The organism is Vibrio agarilyticus (assembly GCF_012641465.1).
In the GTDB taxonomy this organism is placed as follows: domain Bacteria; phylum Pseudomonadota; class Gammaproteobacteria; order Enterobacterales; family Vibrionaceae; genus Vibrio; species Vibrio agarilyticus.
Window position 1 is genome coordinate 78210 of the sequence record NZ_JABAIK010000011.1, and the last position, 18891, is coordinate 97100.

At 49.1% G+C, this 18891-nt stretch carries 19 protein-coding genes and 1 tRNA gene; 5 read left to right on the top strand and 15 right to left on the bottom strand.

The genetic code is table 11. The annotated features are described in order from the left end of the window. Nucleotides 1–29 precede the first annotated feature (29 nt). The 6 genes from tatB to rmuC form a co-directional block, all read right to left on the bottom strand. Nucleotides 30–482 (bottom strand): Sec-independent protein translocase protein TatB, encoded by a 453-nt coding sequence (tatB, locus tag HGP28_RS12375; RefSeq protein ID WP_168836783.1) that lies wholly within the window; start codon nt 480–482, stop codon nt 30–32. A gap of 3 nt (nt 483–485) precedes the next feature. After that, nucleotides 486–737 (bottom strand): Sec-independent protein translocase subunit TatA, encoded by a 252-nt coding sequence (tatA, locus tag HGP28_RS12380; RefSeq protein ID WP_168836784.1) that lies wholly within the window; start codon nt 735–737, stop codon nt 486–488. Nucleotides 738–782: 45 nt separating this feature from the next. After that, the gene (gene ubiB, locus HGP28_RS12385; RefSeq protein WP_168836785.1) at nt 783–2417 is read right to left on the bottom strand and encodes a ubiquinone biosynthesis regulatory protein kinase UbiB; all 1635 of its coding nucleotides are present in this window, start codon (nt 2415–2417) and stop codon (nt 783–785) included. Beyond that, nucleotides 2414–3019, bottom strand: a complete 606-nt coding sequence (locus HGP28_RS12390) for a ubiquinone biosynthesis accessory factor UbiJ (protein ID WP_168836838.1) — start codon at nt 3017–3019, stop codon at nt 2414–2416. The genes ubiB and HGP28_RS12390 overlap by 4 nt, the downstream gene beginning before the upstream one ends. Before the next feature lie 8 nt (nt 3020–3027). Then, nucleotides 3028–3804, bottom strand: a complete 777-nt coding sequence (gene ubiE / locus HGP28_RS12395; RefSeq protein WP_168836786.1) for a bifunctional demethylmenaquinone methyltransferase/2-methoxy-6-polyprenyl-1,4-benzoquinol methylase UbiE — start codon at nt 3802–3804, stop codon at nt 3028–3030. Nucleotides 3805–3966: 162 nt separating this feature from the next. Next, complete coding sequence (gene rmuC / locus HGP28_RS12400; RefSeq protein ID WP_168836787.1) at nt 3967–5502, bottom strand: DNA recombination protein RmuC; 1536 nt, start codon at nt 5500–5502, stop codon at nt 3967–3969. Nucleotides 5503–5785: 283 nt separating this feature from the next. Between rmuC and HGP28_RS12405 the strand changes: the two genes are divergently transcribed. Further along, nucleotides 5786–6685 (top strand): DMT family transporter, encoded by a 900-nt coding sequence (locus tag HGP28_RS12405; RefSeq protein ID WP_168836788.1) that lies wholly within the window; start codon nt 5786–5788, stop codon nt 6683–6685. Between the two features lie 132 nt (nt 6686–6817). Next, nucleotides 6818–7822 carry a substrate-binding domain-containing protein gene (locus HGP28_RS12410; RefSeq protein ID WP_168836789.1) on the top strand — a complete coding sequence of 335 codons (1005 nt, stop codon included), beginning with the start codon at nt 6818–6820 and terminating at the stop codon, nt 7820–7822. 169 nt (nt 7823–7991) lie between these two features. Here HGP28_RS12410 and HGP28_RS12415 read toward each other — a convergent pair. The 9 genes from HGP28_RS12415 to HGP28_RS12455 all read right to left on the bottom strand — a co-directional run bounded on the left by HGP28_RS12415 (nt 7992) and on the right by HGP28_RS12455 (nt 16424). Continuing rightward, nucleotides 7992–8082: transfer RNA gene (locus HGP28_RS12415), tRNA-Ser, on the bottom strand. Between the two features lie 244 nt (nt 8083–8326). Then, nucleotides 8327–8764: a flagellar export protein FliJ gene (gene fliJ, locus HGP28_RS12420; protein ID WP_168836839.1), complete on the bottom strand. Its 438-nt coding sequence runs from the start codon at nt 8762–8764 to the stop codon at nt 8327–8329. A gap of 27 nt (nt 8765–8791) precedes the next feature. After that, on the bottom strand, nt 8792–10135 hold the full coding sequence (gene fliI, locus HGP28_RS12425; RefSeq protein WP_168836790.1) for a flagellar protein export ATPase FliI: 1344 nt from the start codon (nt 10133–10135) through the stop codon (nt 8792–8794). Further along, nucleotides 10128–10934, bottom strand: coding sequence for a flagellar assembly protein FliH (fliH, locus tag HGP28_RS12430; RefSeq protein WP_168836840.1), 807 nt, complete (start codon nt 10932–10934; stop codon nt 10128–10130). The genes fliI and fliH overlap by 8 nt, the downstream gene beginning before the upstream one ends. A gap of 18 nt (nt 10935–10952) precedes the next feature. Beyond that, nucleotides 10953–11972, bottom strand: a complete 1020-nt coding sequence (locus HGP28_RS12435) for a flagellar motor switch protein FliG (protein WP_168836791.1) — start codon at nt 11970–11972, stop codon at nt 10953–10955. Further along, nucleotides 11935–13680, bottom strand: a complete 1746-nt coding sequence (gene fliF / locus HGP28_RS12440) for a flagellar basal-body MS-ring/collar protein FliF (RefSeq protein ID WP_168836792.1) — start codon at nt 13678–13680, stop codon at nt 11935–11937. Before fliF ends, HGP28_RS12435 begins: the two co-directional genes overlap by 38 nt. A gap of 2 nt (nt 13681–13682) precedes the next feature. Further along, nucleotides 13683–14045 (bottom strand): flagellar hook-basal body complex protein FliE, encoded by a 363-nt coding sequence (gene fliE / locus HGP28_RS12445; protein WP_168836793.1) that lies wholly within the window; start codon nt 14043–14045, stop codon nt 13683–13685. A gap of 12 nt (nt 14046–14057) precedes the next feature. Further along, the gene (locus tag HGP28_RS12450; protein ID WP_168836794.1) at nt 14058–15395 is read right to left on the bottom strand and encodes a sigma 54-interacting transcriptional regulator; all 1338 of its coding nucleotides are present in this window, start codon (nt 15393–15395) and stop codon (nt 14058–14060) included. 33 nt (nt 15396–15428) lie between these two features. After that, a complete protein-coding gene (locus tag HGP28_RS12455) occupies nt 15429–16424 on the bottom strand; it encodes a MotY family protein (protein ID WP_343033882.1) in 996 nt (331 codons plus the stop codon). 483 nt (nt 16425–16907) lie between these two features. On the opposite strand from HGP28_RS12455, the gene HGP28_RS12460 reads away from it, so the two are divergent. The 3 genes from HGP28_RS12460 to fliP are packed head-to-tail and all read left to right on the top strand — an operon-like array spanning nt 16908 to nt 18884. Next, nucleotides 16908–17711 (top strand): FliM/FliN family flagellar motor switch protein, encoded by an 804-nt coding sequence (locus HGP28_RS12460; RefSeq protein ID WP_168836796.1) that lies wholly within the window; start codon nt 16908–16910, stop codon nt 17709–17711. Beyond that, nucleotides 17704–18090, top strand: a complete 387-nt coding sequence (gene fliN, locus HGP28_RS12465) for a flagellar motor switch protein FliN (protein WP_168836797.1) — start codon at nt 17704–17706, stop codon at nt 18088–18090. The genes HGP28_RS12460 and fliN overlap by 8 nt, the downstream gene beginning before the upstream one ends. Before the next feature lie 2 nt (nt 18091–18092). Then, nucleotides 18093–18884, top strand: coding sequence for a flagellar type III secretion system pore protein FliP (gene fliP, locus HGP28_RS12470; RefSeq protein ID WP_168836798.1), 792 nt, complete (start codon nt 18093–18095; stop codon nt 18882–18884). Nucleotides 18885–18891: the final 7 nt, after the last annotated feature.

The window sequence follows — 18891 nt, forward strand, 5'->3', positions numbered from 1 at the left end:
ATTGAAAACTCATCAAAGAGACCAAAAGGCTATTTTGATGATGGTGGCGTCGAGGCGCTAGAGCCAGCTTCAGACGCTGACGCTCTCGCAACTGAAGCGTCGTCAGCGTTAGGCGAACTTGACTTTGACTCAGCAACATTCGGCTGTGACACGTTTTCCGCAGATGTCTCGCTCACCTTGTTTTCGGCTGTAGCATATGGCCGTTGAACGGTTTGCGCGGCACGTTTAAGCTCATCGACAGAGGCTTGCAGATCTGGAGAAAGATCGTGCATTTCCATCTGCTCAGCTTTGCGTAAGTTCTCTTGCAGCTCTTGAACTTTCAGCTCATGAGCCAGCTCATCCTTGACACTGTTTGCCATATTCTTTGCCGCGCCGACAAACCGCGTCACACTGCGAATTGCATGAGGCAAGCGCTCCGGCCCCAAGACAACCAATCCCACAACGGAGATCAATACCAGTTCCCAAAAACCGATATCAAACACGGATTACGCCTGCTCTTTGTCTTTTTTCGCGTCAGTTGACGCCGCTTGCTGATTTTGCTGCTCAAGACTTTTTGGCTCAAAATCCGCGTCTTTTTCCGCGTCTTTTTTCGCAGGTTCGTCATCGCTCATCGCTTTTTTGAACCCTTTCACCGCGCCACCGAGATCGCCACCGATCCCACGCAGCTTTTTCGTACCAAACAGCAAAATCACAATAACGGCAATGATCAACAGTTGCCAAACACTAATACCACCCATTTTCTCTACCTCGGGGTTGAAAAAAACTCACAAAGCCAGCGCTACTTAAAAGCGATACGCTCGCCAACTTAATAACCACACAATGACACTGACAGACACCGCCACCAGCGCGGACGAAATAAACCCATTCGTCACCAATATCGCGGAGCATACAACGCCCGTCGCCCCAACGCCAAACAAAAACTGCCCCAGACCTTGGCGGCGTTTTGTCGCTCGATAGCCCTGATAAAACGCATCGAACCTTTGATTCATTGCCTTGCCTTGCTGCAAACTGTCATAGAGTAACTCCGGCAGCTCCGGCAACTTCTCAACCCAAAAAGGGGCGCGCTCCTTAATGCCATTTACCAGCGCGGCAGGTCCAACTTGGTTCATCAACCAAGTTTCCAAAAACGGTTTGGCTGTGGCCCACAAATCCAACTGTGGATACAACTGACGCCCTAACCCTTCTACGTAAAGCAGCGTCTTTTGCAGCAAAACCAATTGTGGTTGCACTTCCATGTTAAACCGCCGCGCGGTATTAAAAAGGTTAAGCAGCACATGGCCAAACGAGATCTCACACAGTGGCTTAGCAAAAATCGGTTCACACACCATGCGAATAGCAAATTCAAACTCATTAATATTAGTGTCTGCCGGAACCCAGCCAGAATCCACATGAAGTTCGGCGACTTTGCGATAGTCTCGATTAAAAAACGCCAAAAAGTTTTCTGCTAAATAACGCTTATCCGCGCTATTTAAAGACCCGACGATGCCACAATCAAGCCCAATCCACATCGGGTTGTGCGGGTGATCTGGCTTCACAAACACATTCCCTGGGTGCATGTCCGCATGAAAAAAGCTATCACGGAACACCTGAGTGAAAAACACACTCACACCGCGTTCCGCCAGCAGTTTCATGTTGGTGCCATTAGCAACCAAGCCTTCAATATCAGAAACTTGGATGCCATATATTCGCTCAGAAACCATGACAGTTTGATTACTGAGATCAGGAAACACCTCAGGAACGTACAACTCCTCACTATTCTCAAAATTGCGACGAAGTTGTATCGCGTTTGCAGCCTCACGACGCAGATCCAACTCGTCGAGTAGCGTTTTTTCATATTCACGCACCACTTCAACCGGTTTCAAACGGCGAGCCGCTGGTAGTGCTGAGGCAATGATCCGCGCCATTCGCTGCATTAACTTCAGATCAGCATCAATCACCGGACGAATGTCGGGGCGAATCACCTTCAACACCACCTCTTGCCCTGTGGTATTTAATTTGGCGGTATGCACTTGAGCAATCGACGCTGATGCCAGCGGGACGATATCAAAATCATCAAACCAGGTCTCTAGTGGTCCGCCGAGCGCCAGCTCCATCTGCTGCTTAGCAAGTTCACCGTCAAAGGGGGCGACTTGGTCTTGTAACAGCGCTAGCGGATCGGCGATGTGGGGCGGAAACAGATCCCGTCGCGTTGACATCATCTGGCCAAATTTTATCCAGACCGGCCCCAATGTTTGTAGTGCTAAACGTAATCGCTCTCCCAGCGGCTTTTCTGGATGCTTGTTTTTGATCCAAAACAGCCCTCGACGCAAGCATTGGGGCAATTTCGTCAGTTCATGCGTCGGCAAAAGCTCATCAAGACCATATTCAAGTTGGACCTTAATGATTTGATAGAGACGTTTGATTTCGGTCGGGGTCATGGGGTATCCAGCCAGCGGTCGAGGCGCGCCTGTAAGTGGGCGGTTTGACTTTGTAAGGCGTCCACTTCATCACAAAAATGGGCCACTTCTAATGGACCAGGAGCGATGCGCCACTCTTCCACCAACACTTGAGCCAAATGCGACTGATGCTGCTGCTGACGCTGACGGATATGGCGCGCAAATTGTTTTGCGCTACCGACTAAGGTATGTGCTAGTGCATCGCCTGTGACGCGGGAAAGCCACTCTTCGAGATCAGGCTTTGCATCATGCAGCAACCGTGAAAAAGATTGGGCCAGTTGAATATCACCGGTCAATTCCAGTTTATCTTGCTTGATAAGCTGCGTAATGTTCGCTTGATCGCGCAATTGCGGCAAGACTGAGAGAGAGAGCGCCAAATAACAATCTGGCTCGCCTTCATAATGCGCAAGCACATCCACTTGCTGACTAAAAACGAAAGTGAGGCTTTTTTGCCACTCTTTGAGATGCACTTGGATCACCTTGCCACGCAATCGCGCTAAACGCCGCATCAATTCAGGATCATCACGCAATAACGTATTCAGTGTGGTTTCTACCACGGCTGTGACTAAGGGATCAAAAGGCATCATGTCTCCTAGAATTTATAACCTCGATGCAATGCAACAATTCCACCCGTCAGATTAAAGTAAGTTGTCTGCTCAAAGCCCACTTGCTCCATCATGGCTTTCAATGTCTCTTGATCGGGGTGCATGCGAATCGACTCAGCCAAGTAGCGGTAGCTGTCGCCATCGTTGGCCACCAGCTCTCCCATTTTAGGCAGAATATGAAACGAATAGGTATCATAAATTTTGGATAACGGGGCCAAGATCGGCTTTGAAAACTCCAAGACCAGCAGACGGCCGCCAGGCTTGAGCACGCGATACATAGAACTGAGCGCTTTGTCTTTGTCTGTCACGTTACGCAGGCAAAAACTGATCGTGATAGCGTCAAAGTAATTATCGGGAAATGGCAGCTCTTCTGCGTTAGCTTGTACGTAGTGAACATTACCCACAATGCCATTATCACGCAATTTATCGCGCCCCACGTTGAGCATCGAATTATTAATATCGGCCAATACGACATGGCCTTGGTCACCAACAATGCGAGAAAATTTCGCGGTAAGATCGCCCGTACCACCGCCTAAGTCTAAAATGCGCTGACCTGGGCGCGCGCCCGCACAATCAATGGTGAAACGCTTCCACAACCGGTGAATGCCCCCTGACATCAAATCGTTCATGATGTCATATTTCGCGGCAACCGAATGAAACACCTGCGCGACCTTGGCGACTTTTTCATCTTTGGCCACCGTGCTGAAACCAAAATGGGTGGTTTCCGGCGCGATAGTGGTCGCTTGCGCGTTGCTGTCCGTCATTAAAATTCCTCTTCCTCGATAAAGTGGCCAAACCTTGGCACTAAAACGCGATACGCAAATCCTCAGCTGTGCTCACTTGATGGCGAGCCAGCGATGGTGGCTTAGTTTACTCGATTCATGGTGGGATGTCTGCGTCTTGAGGATTTGGCCTAATACATAGCCTTACTCTCGATTGAGGTCGCTTGCGACGTTTTCCTTCATTAAGGAGACGGGAATCGATTCATCTTCTCCCTGCGCCGCCAACTGCGCTAAATCAACATCAATCGGCCGCTTAATTTCCACCCCAAGCTCACGAAATTGTTCAGCTTGACGAATCACATTACCGCGCCCGGTCGCCAGTTTATTCATTGCGCCTTGGTAACTTTGATTGGCTTTGTCTAATGTCGCGCCAAGCTGCACCATATCATCAATAAACAGGCGCAGTTTGTCATAAAGCTTACTCGCGCGTTCAGCGATCACTTGCGCGTTTTGGCTCTGACGCTCATTACGCCACAAATTGTCAATGGTCCTCAGTGCAACCAGCAAGGTCGTCGGACTCACCAAAATGATGTTGTGCTCAAGCGCATCACGAACCAAACTAGGATCGGCCTGAATCGCCAATTGAAACGCGGGTTCAACCGGAATAAACATCAAAACGTAATCCAATGAACGAATGCCCTTAAGCTGATGATAATCTTTCTGGCTCAACCCTTTAATATGGGTACGCAAAGCCAGCAAATGCTCGCTTAACGCTCGCTCGCGTTCTTGATCCGACTCTGCATGAAAATAACGTTCATACGCGACCAACGCCATTTTTGAATCGACCACCACCTGCTTATTTTGAGGCAAGTGGACCACCACATCCGGTTGATAGCGTTTTCCTGCCTCATTTTGCAAATTCACTTGAGTATGATACTCATGCCCTTCGCGCAATCCGGACTCGGCTAACACGCGGGCAAGCACCACTTCGCCCCAGTTTCCTTGCTGTTTATTGTCGCCTTTTAACGCCGTCGTCAAGTTGAGCGCTTCACGGGCCATCTGTTCATTAAGACGCTGCAAGTTTTTCAGCTCATGCACCAAGGTATGACGCTCTTTCGCTTCTTGGCCAAAACTGTCATTTACCTGCTTTTTAAACCCATCTAGCTGCTCTTTTAATGGTGAGAGCAGACGCTCTAAACTTTGCCGATTTTGCACATCGACTTTCGCGGTCTTTTCGTCAAACAGACGATTGGCCAACTGCTCAAACTGCTGAGTCAGCCGCGTCTCTGCACTGGTGAGCAACGCCATTTTTTCCTGCTGCACTTCATCAAGTTGGCTATGATGACGCTGCTGTTCACGCAGCGCGGTTTCAAGGCTCGATTTTTGCGCTTTCAGTTCAGTAAGCTCATCGAGATACGCCTGGCGTTCTTGCTTTAATGCGTCGAAATAGCGCAACTTTTCCATGGCGGCCATCAATTTACCGTGCGCTTGTTTCAATTCAAATGCCGATTTGTCGCGCTCAGTGTCCAGTTCATCCAACTCCGCTTGCGCCTCACTCAGCGCTCGCTCAACTTGGCTCAATTGAGCGTCATGCGCCGCCGCCTGCGCGCCAAGCTGTTGATTCAATAGCTGGTTCTCTAGGTTCATTTTTTGCTTAACCCACCAACCGGACACACAAGCAGAGAACACGCCACTGAGTAAGGCGATAAAAAACGATTGGTTTTCAAGAATCCATTGCATAATAAGGCTTTAGAGCAGTGATTTATTCTGATTGATGGTATTAGGACACTGGATAAATGTCCAGTTTGATGACAGAAATAAGCTCCCCAATACCCAAACAACTTAACGTTGCAGATAGGCAGCAAACGAGCAAAGCCTTTGAACACTTCGTGAGCATAGATAAACTGTGTGATGAGGTTTGTGAGAGTCAGCCCCTGACTTTGTCATGGAAAGCGCTGCCGCTTCAAGTAGAACGGATATACACTAGCGGCCACATAAGATCTGCCGATAATATTGAGGAAATATGAACGAACGCCGCGCGTTAGGTTTTGGTCTTGCCGCCGTTTTACTGTGGTCAACGGTGGCCACGGCTTTTAAATTAACCCTTGAGCAATTCACCCCAATTCAAATGTTAACCATTGCCAGTATCGTTTCCGCGCTGGCGTTATTGGGCGTTTGTGCTTGGCAAGGGAAATTCAACCAAATAGTCCCCACATTCAAACGTAACCCTGGCTATTTTGTGTTGCTGGGTTTGATAAATCCGCTGGCCTATTATCTGGTGCTGTTCAAAGCCTACTCTCTGTTACCAGCCTCCCAAGCTCAGGCGATTAATTACAGCTGGGCCATCACATTAACCTTGATGGCCGCGGTATTTCTTGGCCAGACCATTCGTAAGCAAGATTGGCTCGCGTGTCTATTGAGCTATTTTGGCGTGGTGGTGATTGCCACTCAAGGTGACGTGATTGGGTTGCAGTTTGACAGCCCGACTGGCGTCGCGCTTGCTCTGCTCTCAACCTTGCTTTGGGCCAGTTATTGGATTTTAAACACCAAAAATCGCGCCGATCCTGTGATTGCGGTATTGCTGGGCTTTATTGTGGCGATTCCATTTGCTATTGCGCTCAGTCTGTATGAAAACGCCCCTTGGCAACATATTACGTTACATGGCTGGTTAGCCGTCACCTACGTCGGCATTTTTGAAATGGGCATTACCTTTGTGCTTTGGCTCACAGCACTCAAATTAACCCAAAATACCGCGCGCATCAGTAATTTAATTTTTGCATCTCCCTTTATTTCACTGATTTTACTGACGACCATTATTGGCGAGACGATTCACCCAACCACTTTGCTCGGCCTGCTATTGATCGTCACAGGTCTCATCGTGCAACAGCTCACGTTACGCTCGCGAAACCTTAACGTGACTTAAGTCCATTCGCATCTCACCTCGACTCAGGTATACTGTTACTCGTAACATTTCTGCCGCTTGCCACGCGTTTGACGACAATCGTTGGATTGAACCTGTTTGCGTGGTGCGGCAATTTACTGGACAACCACCATAATGAATGGACACAAAAAAAATAGAGCGACACTGCAAGATGTCGCCGACAAAGTTGGCATAACCAAAATGACGGTATCGCGTTATTTGCGCAACCCTGATGCCGTGGCACACAAAACCGGACTTAAGATCGCCGCAGCCCTTGAAGAGATGGGGTATATCGAAAATCGCGCCCCAGCAATGCTCTCTAAGGCCTCAAGCAAAGCGATTGGCATTTTACTGCCTTCACTTTCCAACCAAATTTTCGCCTCTTTTGTACAAGGCATTGAGTCGGTGACCAAAGCCCACGGTTATGAAACCCTTTTGGCGCACTTTAGTTACGATGCGCAGGAAGAAGAGCACAAAATTGCTTCGTTACTGGCGTATCAAGTGGATGGGCTGATCCTCACCGAAACCCATCACACCAAACGCACATTGCAGATGATAAAAAATGCCGGCATTCCCGTGGTCGAAACGATGGAGTTACCTAAGCGTCCTATTGATATGGCGGTGGGACTTGATCATATCGACGCGTCTTACCAAGTGGTCAAGCGGATCTTAGCGTCTGGCAAACGCACCGTTGCTTATTTTGGCGCGCGGCTTGATACTCGTACTCGGCTGCGTATGGAAGGCTACGACAAAGCCATGTTAGAAGCAGGGCTCGAGCCGATCCATGTTCTTACCGGCGAGCACTCCAGCTTTTCTCTAGCAGAGCAGCTTTTGACCCAAGCGTTAGACGCTCACCCGACTCTAGATGGTATTTTTTGCACCAACGATGACATCGCGATTGGAACGCTATTGAGCGCGCAGCGTCGCGGCATTGCCGTACCTTCAGAATTGGCAGTAGTAGGGTATAACGCGTTGGACATTGGCCAAACCATCAGCCCCAAGCTCACTAGCGTCGATACACCGCGTTTTGCTATCGGCATGAAAAGCGCTGAGTTACTGCTGGCGCGATTGCGTGACGAAACCATTGAAACCGCAATTGTCGATATGGGCTATCAAATCACCCAAGGCGAAAGTGTTTAGCGGCCAAAGGTCGCTAGGCTGACCAAAGCAGATCGCCAGACCTCACGCCACGGATGAAACATCTTATTATTTCGTCAGTGGCATACGACTCATCGCGGCGCGATGAAAAGCGACTTATGGAATAGAAACAAAAAAGCCTCTGTGATTGCAGAGGCTTTTTTGTGAAATGTGGCGGAGAGATAGGGATTTGAACCCTAGGTGCGCTATTAACGCACGCCGGTTTTCAAGACCGGTGCTTTCAACCACTCAGCCATCTCTCCGTTGGTATGGCGCATCTTACTGGCCTAGCTCAACACTGTAAACAGTTTTTTTAGCAAATTGCATCAAGTGGCTACTTTTAGTACGAAGTGCGGGTTTTGCGTGCTATTTCTTATTCTGAACCCAGCAAGGCGACACTCAAGCTCGCATTATAAGACGATTAAGTCGTTCACATTAGCGCAATCTTATCTGAATAAGACGAGATTATTGTGCGATAAGGCGCTAAATTCTATCAGCTCGGCAAAATTACCATTCCCGTTTGCGCACTCGCGCGTTAATCAGCTCTTCAAGATGCCGCTGCTCTTTGCGCGCTTTTTCATAATTTTGCTTCGCTTTCCATCGCTCTAGCGTTGTTTCCAATCCCAACACTTTCGCTTGTCGCTGACACAGCTCTTTTTGCATTCGGTGACATTGAGCTTCAAGCACCGCTTGCTCTTGTTGTGAGTGAACAACCCATTTTTGCAGCATATGGTCAACACGAGCGTGATTCATCAGCGCGGCGCTATTAAAACCTTGCTCGGCATGAGCTCGGGGCTTATCGTCACGCAACGCACTTAACTGCACCAATTTTTGCTCAATATGCCGATGCTGCTGGCGCATATTATCTAACTGCTGCCCCACGCGATCGCGTCGCTGCGTTTCAACTTGCTGAAGTTTATCGCACGCTTTGATTTTGGCACTCATCGGCATTATCGACTCTCCTTTAGCACATTATCCTTGAAACAATTGCGCTAATGCGGTGACGCTCGCGGCATAGTCAGCGCGCTCATCCACATTTTGCTGCAAATAACCGCGCATTTGTGGGTAGAGCGCGACGGCGCGATCCAACTCATGATCTTGCCCCGGCTGATACGCCCCGAGCGGTAACAGCTCTTTCACCTGCGCGTAATTGGCAAACATAGCTCGAAATTGATTGGCAACCACGCCATGAGCTTTCGGCGTGCAGGCCGACATACAGCGGCTCACAGAGGCGTTAATATCGATTGCCGGATAATGACCTTGCTCGGCCAATTGGCGTGATAACACCACATGACCATCCAAAATGGCACGCGCGCAATCGACCACGGGATCTTGCTGGTCATCGCCTTCGGCTAAAACGGTATATATGGCGGTTAAACTGCCATTCGGGTTCTCACCATTGCCCGCTCGTTCAAGCAGTTGCGGCAGCAAGCTGAACACCGATGGTGGGTAACCACGCGATGCTGGAGGCTCTCCCAGTGACAACGCAATTTCTCGCTGCGCCATTGCGTAACGGGTCAGCGAGTCCATCAGCATCAACACGTTCTGTCCTTGATCGCGAAAATACTCCGCCACACGATGACACAATAATGTAGCGCGCAAACGCATCAGCGGCGACTCATCAGCAGGGGCGGCGATAATAATCGCCTTGCGACGTGCAGTCTCGGTTAAGTTACGCTCAACAAATTCGCGCACCTCGCGTCCACGCTCTCCGATAAGACCCACGACAATCACATCAGCATCGGTATTTTGGGTGATCATTCCCATGAGCACACTTTTGCCCACACCACTTCCTGCCATTAAGCCAATACGTTGGCCTTTACCGACCGTCAGTAGACCATTGATTGCGCGCACACCCACATCCAACGGTGCGTCTACCGGACGACGTTTCAGTGGGTTAATCGGTTTGGGCTCTAATGACACTCGGTCGCCACCTTTTAAAGGCGCACCATCATCAATCGGCTCGCCTTGGCCATTGACCACTCGGCCGAGCCACTGCTGACTCACTTGAACCGTGCTATCGCCTTCTAAGGGGATCACTTTTGCGCCAGCAAACAGCCCGCCCAATCGGCGCACTGGCATTAAATAAGCCACATTATGCGAAAAGCCCACCACTTGAGCTTCAATCATGTCGCCTTCCGCTGTTTCGACCAAACAGCGCTGCTCTAATTTGAAACGGCAACCAACGGCTTGGAGCATCAGCCCATTGACTTTGATAAGCCGTCCTGTGACGCGAGCAATCGGCACCGATTCCAGTGAAGCAATCGCCTCATTGAGGCGATCGGATAATGTATCAAACGCGGCGCTGTTAGCCATTGACCGCCTCTGACTCGGCTGGGTTAAGATCGTCATCAAGCATTGGCTCAACCTCTTCGATATCTTCTACCGCAACAAGGCGATCGCTGACACGCTCTGCGCTGCTCTCATCGAGAAGGTGCTGTTTCACATTATCCATGCACGCTTGCAGACGTGAATCACAGCCAGCATCGGCTTCAGCATCTTCGGTCACGAGATGCACACCGCCTACCGCCAATTCGTTATTGGCCACCAGCTTCCAATGCGCCGGCAATTCTCGGTTAATTTGGCGAATGCGCTCCAAATCATGAGGGTTAAGTTGAACCGTGACTTTTTCGGATTTTCCAGGCAATGCCTCTAGTGTTTCATCTACCAAGGTTAAAATTTGTTGTGGCATTAAAGTCAGCTCGGCGCGAATCACTTGCTGCGCCACTTTCTGCACTAACTCGCAAATCATGTGACGCTGCTGCTGCTCACGCTCTGCTTGCCAACGAGAGAGCTGAGTAAACAGCTCATTTAGCGGCTTTGCAGCGGCATTAAACTCTTTGCGTCCAGCCTGTTCGCCCGTCACAAACCCGCTTTGAAACCCCTCTTTCTGACCGTCAATCAAGCCCTGTTGTTTGCCTTGCTCAACCCCTTGACGAAAACCTTCTTGATGGCCTTGCTCTAAACCTTGTGCAAACCCTTGCTCCAGCTTTTGCTGCAAATCAAGCGCACTCTCTTGCCATTGACCATCAAGCAAAGCATCGCCAGGGGCACCCATTGGCTGAGCCAAGGGAGGAAACCGATGCAAACGGTAACCCGTCGCGGGAATCGTCATGCGTTTGTTGCTCATTGCTTATTCCACCGTGACTTCTTGATACAGCATCAATTCCACTTCACCCGATTCGGCCAAGGTTCGAACAATTTCCATGATGTCTTGTCGCGCGACTTCAACGCGGCTTAACGGAATTGGACCACGAGCTTGCATATCATCTTCCAGCGCTTTGGCCATACGCTGAGGCATCGAACGCTTAATCGATTGTTGCAGCGTAATATCGGCCCCTTTCAGTGCCACTGCCCAAAACTCAATTGGCACTTGCTGTACCAATTTATCCAGTGTCTCTTCGCTTTGACGACCCAGTACCATGAAGTCAAACATGTTCTGTTCCACTTCATTTGCCACGTTCTCATCATGCAATTTAAGCATTTCCATCAAGGTGGCTCGGTCACCATCAAAACGGTTGATGATATCCGCAACCTGCTTAATCCCCGACAATGGCGCAGCTTGGGTTAACGAGACCTCAGCAATGCAGCGCTCAATCAAGTCGTTCAAGTCAGATACCACTTGATGGTCAATGTCTTGCAATCGCGCAATGCGATACAGCAATTCATCGTGATAGTCGCTTGGCAGATGCTTTAACACCGCTGATGAGCTTTCTGCTGGCAAATACGCCAAGAAAATCGCTTGCATTTGAGGGTGCTCATTGGCGATAAATCGCGCCAATACTTCTGGCTCAACCCATTGCAGCTTTTGCATATTGTTGCGAATTTCATCACCATAGAGATCGTTGAGTAACCCTTTGGCCAAATCGTTGCCGAGCGCCTTACGTAAGGTGTTTGACAGATACTCTTTGGACGCACCGCGAATGCCACTGTGACGACGAAAATCATCAAAAAATTTTGCGATCACACCTTTGGCGTTGTCGCTTTGAATACCACTCAAGTGCGCCATAGCGCGAGTGACGCGTTGCGTTTCTTCACGGGAGAAATGCTGCAGCACCTTGGCGGCGGCGTCTTCGCCCATACCGAGCAGTACCAGCGCCGTTCGCTCAACATGGTCAAGCGCTGGTTTCTGTTTTAACTGTGCTTTGTTCATTCACATTTACCCATTGTTTTAATATTTCAGCGACGCGAGCTGGCTCTTCATTAGCGATAAGCTGGAGATGTTTCAATTGAATTTCCAGTGGCGATCCTGGTGGTGGTAACATTTCGTTGCCCACATCCAGCCCGGAACTCACCGAAATACCTTTCTCTGAGAGACGACGATTGATGGTCGCTTCGCGTTCTTGCTCTTCACGCGTTTTCAGATTGTCAAAGGTGATTTCTTCTGGCTCATCCGCCACAGGCAATGTCGCATGCTGGCGCTCTGATTGCGTTAAATGGAGCACCAGAGGTCGCAGCACAAAAACAATCATCGCAATGCCCAAAATACCACCAATCACGTAGCGCAGTGGCTGTTGAATCGAAGCATCTTGCCACCAAGGCAACTCGGTCGGACCGGTGATCTCAATCGGGGTAAAATTAAAGCTCATGAGGCTCAAACTGTCGCCGCGCGCCGCGGTGATCCCGACTGCATCAGAAAGCATGGCGGTGATTTGCGCTTGCTCATCCGCCGTCCACGCCACGCCGTCTGGCGCGGCCGCGGTATTCAATAACACCGACACATTGAGTTTTTCAATCTGGCCTTGTTGGTATTGCGTGCGGCGCACACTACTGCCCACCGCGTACTGACGATTGGTTTCTGAACGCGCGTTACTGTTGGTACTGTCCTCATTTGCAGCCTGCCCCGTCACCGGAGGTTGATTGCTTAAAGAGCCTGGCATGCCTAGGGCGATTTGATCGACCGAATTGTTCAAAATGGTGTGTTCGTTGCGCACCACAGGGTTGCTATCCACAATTTCCTGGGTTTCTTCAACTTGGCTAAAGTTCATTGCCGCCGCCACTTGAACGCGAAAGTTAGCCGGTCCGACGATTGGCGTTAGCATGTCAGCTGCGCGTTGAATGATCTGTTTTTCAACACTTTTTTGGTAATCAAGGTATTTGGCATTCACTTTGCCTGACTCAGTCGAGGCAACATCGGCGCTCAACAAACGGCCGTACTGATCGATCACTGAAACCGATTCGGGCTTCATACTGCTCACACTGCCCACCACCAAGTTGATGATCGCTTCAACTTGCTCGGGTTTCAGATCTTCACCCGGCTTGATTTCAAGCATTACCGATGCCGATGGAGTTTCACTGTTTTGACGTACAAACAGCGTTTGTCTTGGGATTGCCAGATGCACTCGAGCGTTACTAACGGCGTTGAGCGAAATGATAGTGCGTGCTAACTCGCCTTCTAAACCATGACGGTAACGCGCGGTCTCCATAAATTGACTCGTGCCTAACGAGCTTTCATCTTTGAGTGTTTCAAGGCCGGTTGGCAATTTGGCCTTGACCCCTTTTGAGGCCAACAGCATGCGAATACGCGCCACTTCACCTTCGGGAACCAGCACTTGACCATTTTGCTCTTGCAAACGGTAGTCGATGCCTTCGGTTTCAAGTACAGAGACGATTTCACCAATATCAAAGCGTTCTTGCTGCGAATAGAGCGGGCGAAAACTTTGTGATGAGCTCCAAAGCGCGACCACAATAATGGCAGCCACAATTGCCGCCATCACAGCCGACAAAACCAGATTGCGCTGGCTACTTGACCAGAGCTGCTTCGCTTTATGTAACCAAGGACTTTCGGTCGCTGAAAAGGTTGAGGTTGGTGCGGTATTCGCCACCGTTTGAGTGGTCAATTGAGTCGACATTTCTGACATGATCACACCGGCATTTTCATAATTTCGTCGACCGCGCCGACCACTTTATTACGCACTTGCATTAAGGCATCAAATGAGAGGCTGGCTTTTTGGCTTGCGACCATAGCGCCGACCAAATCATCACTTTGACCCAGTTCAACCGCGGTCATTTTGTCGCTCGCATGCGATTGATGAGCATTCACCTGGGTCAATACTCGATTCACAGCGTCGGCAAAAGAGAGTGGCGCCACCGAAGGCTCGATTCGATGGTCGATTGGGTTTGCCGTCACGACAAATTGCGGCGCAACGTGCGCCTTCATTGCGTCCATTTTGGCGAGCATCAATTGCTCTGCGCCAATTGCTTGAGTGAAAGGGGAAGTTGCCATGATTATCCTCTATTATGCCGCCGACTCGAGGGCCGACTGCAAATCAATACCTTGTTCACGCATTGCCGCTAGCTTGTAACGCAGCGCGCGAGTTGTCACACCCAGTGCATCCGCAGTTTTGGTACGGTTGCCACTAAATTGACGGAGTTTCTCTAAAATAAACTGAAATTCAGCGTGTTTTTTGGCTTCGATATGAGATGCCGAAGGATTGGCGCAGGGCGCAGTCGCGCTTACCTGAGCTTGAGGCATATTGGGCAGCATCAAATCAAAGGCGGTGATCGCATCGCCATGGCGCATCACCAAAGCACGTTGGATCACATTCTCTAATTCACGAATATTGCCTGGCCAGTGATACCCAACCAAGGCTAATTCCGCCTCGGGTGACAACTGACAACGTTTGCCTTCTTGATACTTATTAATGAAAAAACGGCTGATCGGCAGAATGTCTTCCTGGCGCTCACGCAGCGGAGGCCAGTGCAGCGGTAACACATCTAAGCGATAGTAGAGATCTTCACGAAACGTCCCTTGACTCACCGCTTGACGCAGATCTTTATTGGTCGCAGCAATCACGCGAATATCGAGCTTAATTGCTTTGTGGCTGCCAATCCGCTCCACTTCACGCTCTTGCAATACGCGCAAAATTTTCGCTTGAACCGCCGGTGACATTTCCCCAATTTCATCCAGTAAGATGGTGCCGCCATTGGCCTCTTCAAACTTGCCACTTTGTGACTGAACGGCGCCGGTGAATGCCCCTTTAACATGACCAAACAGCACCGCTTCCAGCATAGATTCCGGGATCGCGGCGCAGTTTACTGCCACAAACGGACCATCGGCACGTAGTGAATGCTCGTGAACGTATTTGGCCAACACTTCTTTTCCGGTGCCAGATTCCCCAGTGATCAACACGCTTGCGGCAGTACCCGCGACACGATGCGCCAATTGCAACACTTGCTTACTGCGCCAAGATTCTGCCACCAAATTGGCCAAGGGGCGCTCAAGCGCCTCAACGCGGCGCAACAAACTGAGCAATTGATTACTCTCAAAGGGACGCAATAAATAATCGGTGGCGCCAGATTTCATTGTATCGGCAGCCAATAAGCCTTCCTCTTGACTCACAATTGCGATCGCAACCCCCGCATTCGCTTGCTTTTGATGGCAAGCGAGCCACTCGCGAACACTCATATCTGGCAGCTGAGAACTGACTAAAGTGACTGCAGCAGGCTTCATCATCAGCGCGTTGCGCCCAGTTCGCGCGTGTCGAACCTGATAACCCGCCTCTTGCAGTACGTTAATCACAGGCATCGCAAGCGACTCACTGGGCTCCACCAGCAAAATATTCATCTTGTTCACCCTTGAATCTGAATTAATTGGATCGGCATAAGCTTATTCCACCACTGCCGTTGCTTGAATTTGTGGGCCGATCGTTGGTGGCACACTCTCTTTGATTGAAATGGCTTCATCACGGCGCACGAGCCGAACCACCACTCGTCGGTTTTTATTCCGCCCCTCAGCGCTGTTATTACTGACTAATGGGTAGCGTTCACCGTGCGCGCGAACTTGAATTTTTTTCGCATTCAACCCTTGGGTTTGTAAGTAATCGCTTACTTGCTGTGCTCTATCGCGCGATACCTTTAAATTGACTAACTTAGGTCCATAGCTATCGGTATGCCCATCAATCAGCACATGGGTAACCGCATCATCGAGTACCAGATAACTTAAAAAATCACGTAAGGTTGCGCGCTGAGCGGAGCTCAGCTGTGTTTGCCCAATCGCAAAGCCTAACGTCACCGTACGTGCGTCTTGGTAGTTCATACCTGGCAACGCATTTCGACATTGCTTAAATGCCTCTAACGGCGCATTAATTCGAATGATCGGCAGTTCAAACCGCCCACTCACGTTGGCATTTTTGACGGAATGACGAGGGTTCACTTCACCCGCATGCGCTTGAATATTAAGCCATTGACCTTGTGCCATAGCATTCAGTAACCGCTCAATATCATTCTGAAACAGCATGCTTTGGCGGCTCATCCGGTGATGCGATGCAACAAACGTCTCCTGAAAATGGTTATTCCATGGTGGTGATTGAATATAAATGCCAGCAGATTGATACGCTATTTCATTATTTTTATATTCAAGAGTCGCCATGAGTTTATTGCCAGGCTCCGCACGGAAGAAAAACTTCCCCCCGGAAAATTCCGATTTTAATTCACAGAAAAATTTGTTTGACTCACTCGACCAATGCGACAAATCCATTGGAACGAAGATCTCATTTTTTTTATTCGCAATAGCGTGAGACGCGCTTAATAAAAAACAAAACAAGCCAATAATTAAGCAATTAAAATTATTCTTTCGTGTATTAAATCGACACAAGGTTTCCATTTCACTGATCGTCACGACAAGCAAACACTACCGAAATCTCAATAGGAGTAAACATCCACCAAGACATAAAGATAACCCAATGATTTATTAACATTTGGCTGAAATATATAAAATCACAGAAATATATAAATCATTTCTTGATTGTGACAATGATACCTTTTCAGCTGGTATGATCTTCGAATGTTAATAGACAAAAATGTTCAATTTTAGAAACTAATAATAAAATCAATAAACACAAATACGTAACAAATTGATTTTTGATGACGAATTAAACAATCTATTTTTGGCTAAACTAACCTAAAACTAGCCGCAAATTATGACTATTTAAATCATATTGACAAGATGAAAATCAACATGTGAACTAAGGTCACATTGTGGGTGCTTAATAGTAAAAAACACACAGGTTCTGTGTACACTTCGCAATAATCGGTATAGATGACTTTTACCGATTACCTTAAATAAATTTTCCGTGGCAGCCAATAAATGGGAACTACTGTTTACTCGTCCAAGCCTGAACTTCAAGCGATTGATGTTGAGCTGCTTGGCAAACCAATTCATGCGGTACGCGACAACCTTACCGCCATCATTGACGCCGCAAGTTTGTCACTGACGAACACATTGCAAGATTGGCTCAAAACCCATCATGTGAACGTGACCTTACAAAGCGTTACATTGCAAACGTTTAATGCCAATACCAACCGCAACCCGAACGCTTGCGCCCAACGCCATCTTGAAGGTGGGCTGGCTTATGTTCAATTAGATGATGCACTCTTAGTGGCGTTAGCCGATCGCTTTTATCGCGCAGCGCTCACTCGCACCGAAGCGGTATTAACCAGCAGCGATCTGCGCTTGCAAGAGCGGATCAGCAAAGTGGTTGCTAGCTGGATTGCCCCCAGCAATATGTGGGCACCCTGTGCGTTTGAATATCCGCACGGCATGGGATTGCGCGCCACGCTCGATATCGAAATGGGTGAAGTGCACGGACAGCTTATTTTGGACTTAGAGAGCCAATTGATTGACACACTGATCGCGCAGCTTGGCCTGCAGCATGACCGTCTCTTAACCGATGAGTTCAATCAAGCGCTAAACCACACTCCAGTGCGGCTTAACGTTCTGCTCAGTCGCAAAACATTGCCTCTGAGCGAGGTACTGAGCTTAGCACCAAACGATATTTTACCAATAGAACTGCTTAATACGGTGCCAGTGAGCATTGGTAACGAGCTACTTTTTCATGGCCGCGTTGCTGATCAAGAGGGTCAGTTGGTGGTCATTTTAAATCATGATTAAGGATCCAACCGTGAGCGTTTCTCCTGACAACACCACTTTTAACACTGACGAGCTCAATTTTGATGACTTCCAATTGGAAGACTTTGATACGCCCGCGGCCACTGCCCCCACTCTCTCTGCAGAGCGTGACCTCAGTTTTTTCAAAAACATTCCCGTCACGGTGACACTTGAAGTCGCGAGTAAGGAAGTGCCCTTGGGTGATTTGATGAAAGCGGGCGAAGGCAGCATCATTGAACTTGATAAGCTGAACGGCGAACCGCTCGATGTCAAAGTCAACGGCACTTTAATGGGGCACGCGGAAGTGGTCGTGATCAACGAAAAATATGGTCTGCGCCTTATCGATGTGCTTGATACCGCGCTCAGTGGTGTTGGCAAGTAACCATGCCGTGCCGCTCTCTCAATCCGATCCGTTTTGTGCGTGAGGCACTGAGCGGATCGTTTACTCGTCGTTTCGTCCTATTATGCAGCTTAGCCCTGTGCGCCTGGCCTAGCATCGCCGCGGACGGCGGATTAACACTGTTTTCGGTCACCGATGGCGACAGTCAGCAAGAGTACAGCGTTAAGCTGCAAATATTGTTGCTGATGACTGCGCTGAGCTTTTTGCCTGCGTTTATTTTAATGGCCACCAGCTTTACTCGCATTATTGTGGTACTGGCGATTTTACGCCAAGCATTGGGCCTGCAACAAAGCCCGCCCAATCGTGTTTTGGTCGGTATTGCACTCGCATTGAGCTTGCTGATCATGCGCCCGGTGTGGAGTGATATTTATCAGCACGCTTTTCAGCCCTACGATGCGGGCCAAATTACCCTCAGTGAAGCGTTTGCTAAAGCCGAAGTTCCCGTCCGCGACTTTATGCTGGCACAAACCCATCAAAACGCACTTGAGCAGATGTTGCGAATTGCCAACGAACCGGTCAATCAAAATTTGGACGACATCTCGTTTGCGGTGGTGTTGCCAGCGTTCGTTATTAGTGAACTTAAAACTGCATTTCAAATTGGGTTCATGCTGTTTATTCCGTTTTTAATCATCGATTTGGTCGTAGCAAGCGTGCTAATGGCGATGGGGATGATGATGCTATCGCCGCTGATTATTTCGCTGCCATTCAAGCTAGTGATATTTGTGCTCGCCGATGGCTGGACAATGACGGTCGGCACGCTCGCCGCCAGCTTTTAAGCCTGCT